Annotated in this window: 2 protein-coding genes and 1 tRNA gene; 2 read left to right on the top strand and 1 reads right to left on the bottom strand. The window is 67.2% G+C overall.

Annotated elements, in window-relative coordinates; genetic code table 11:
* The coding region (locus WCB02_RS10835; RefSeq protein ID WP_423958130.1) for an MBL fold metallo-hydrolase at positions 1-778 on the top strand (778 nt) is incomplete at its 5' end.
* Between the two features lie 177 nt (positions 779-955).
* Here the strand turns inward: WCB02_RS10835 and WCB02_RS10830 are convergent.
* Positions 956-1041: transfer RNA gene (locus WCB02_RS10830), tRNA-Tyr, on the bottom strand.
* A 216-nt stretch (positions 1042-1257) separates the two neighbouring features.
* Between WCB02_RS10830 and WCB02_RS10825 the strand changes: the two genes are divergently transcribed.
* On the top strand, positions 1258-1785 hold a 528-nt coding region (locus tag WCB02_RS10825), incomplete at its 3' end, for a TrmH family RNA methyltransferase (RefSeq protein ID WP_423958129.1).

Below are 1785 nucleotides of genomic sequence, written 5' to 3'. Positions count from 1 at the left end.
CCACAGGAGAGACCTCATGTCGCCGAGCACGATCATTCGCGTCCCGATCCTGCCGCTCGGCATGGTCAACGCCCACCTGATCAAAAACGAAAGAGGCTGCGTGCTGATCGACGCCGGCATCCCGGGCTCCGAGCGCAAGATCGAACGTGCGCTGAACCAGCACGGCCTCGCGTTCAAGGACATCAAGCTGATCGTCGTGACCCACGCCCACACCGATCATGCCGGAAGCGCCGCGCGGCTGCGGGAATTGTCCGGGGCTCCGATCCTGGCGCACCGCGGCGACGCCGACTTCTACAGCCGGCGACGGCCGATGACCTATTGCCCCACCGGACCGGTCGGCAAGCTATTCTTCAAGACACCGTTTCCGCATCAACCATACCAAGGGTTCGAAGCCGACATCATGATGAAAAACGGCGATGCGCTGAAGCTCGAGGAGTTCGGCGTCGACGGGATGGTTCGTCACACCGCCGGACACACGCCGGGCTCGATCGCGGTCGAGCTCGAGTCGCAGGACATGCTGGTCGGCGACCTCGTCGCCTCCGGCATCCTGATCGGCGGCATCGCTTTCACCGGCCGTGCCATCCGCCCGCCCTTCGAGGACGACCCGCAGGCCGTCGCCCGCGAGCTGACACGCATGCTCAATGGCGGCGCCAAGCGCTTCTACATGGGCCACGGCGGCCCGCTGGAGCCGGCGGAAGTGACGCGGCATGCGCGCAAGCTTTCGATCATCGAGCAGGTCCCCTGCTCGACCGGCAGCTGCCATCACGCGTCGCACTGATCACGGCGACGGCAACATTCACCCGTCGCATCGCATCGACGACGTCATGGTCGCGCCTGCTCCCGGGAAGCGGCGCAAACGGACGAAAAGATCGGGACATTGGCATTGCTTGCGGCATTGCTGACGGATCGCTGACTGCCGAACCATCAAAATCCGCAATCTTCAACGACGTCAGACTGGTGGGGGAGGCAGGACTCGAACCTGCGAAGCCATGAGGCGGCTGATTTACAGTCAGCTCCCTTTGCCACTCGGGACACTCCCCCGCTCGACGGCGTGTGTCCGCGACCGCCCAGGCGGCGACGGATTGGCCATGGAGAGGTAAAGACCGCGAAGGCCCGGTTTGGGGCTCGCGGTCGGCGCGTTTATGGGGGAAAGGCCGGCGCAAAGTCAACCAAGCAAAGTCAGCGCGGCGTGGCGAGGAAAATCGCGCCTCCGGCGGCCGGATTGCCAGGATCCGGAACCCGTGAGACAAGCAGCCCATGAGCGATCGAAAACCGCCGTTTCGCGGCTCCCGCGGCAAGCCGTCCGACCGGGGGCGGCCGGCCCGCGGGGCGGCCTGGCGCGAGCGTGACCAGGACCGTGACGGCCCGGTCGTGCTCTACGGCTGGCATACCGTGACGCTGGCGCTGCAAAACCCCAACCGCCATTTCCGCAGGCTGCTGGTGACCGAAAACGCCGCCCGCAGGCTCGCCGAGGACGGCATCAAGCCGCCGATCGCGCCGGAGATCGTCCGGCCCGGCCAGATCGACGCCGCGCTCGGCCCCGATGCGGTGCATCAGGGCCTCTGGGCCGAAGCCGATGCCCTGCCCTCGCCCGATCTCGCGGCCTTGCCGCAGGACGGCATCGTGCTGGTGCTCGACCAGATCACCGATCCGCACAATGTCGGCGCGATCCTGCGCTCGGCGGCGGCCTTCGCGGTCAGGGCGATCGTCACCACCGCGCGCCACAGTCCGGAGGCGACCGGCGTCTTGGCGAAAGCCGCCTCCGGCGCGCTGGAGCTGGTGCCG

This window comes from Bradyrhizobium sp., from assembly GCF_049581145.1.
Lineage (GTDB): Bacteria > Pseudomonadota > Alphaproteobacteria > Rhizobiales > Xanthobacteraceae > Bradyrhizobium.
This window is presented reverse-complemented; position numbering and strand designations above follow the sequence as displayed.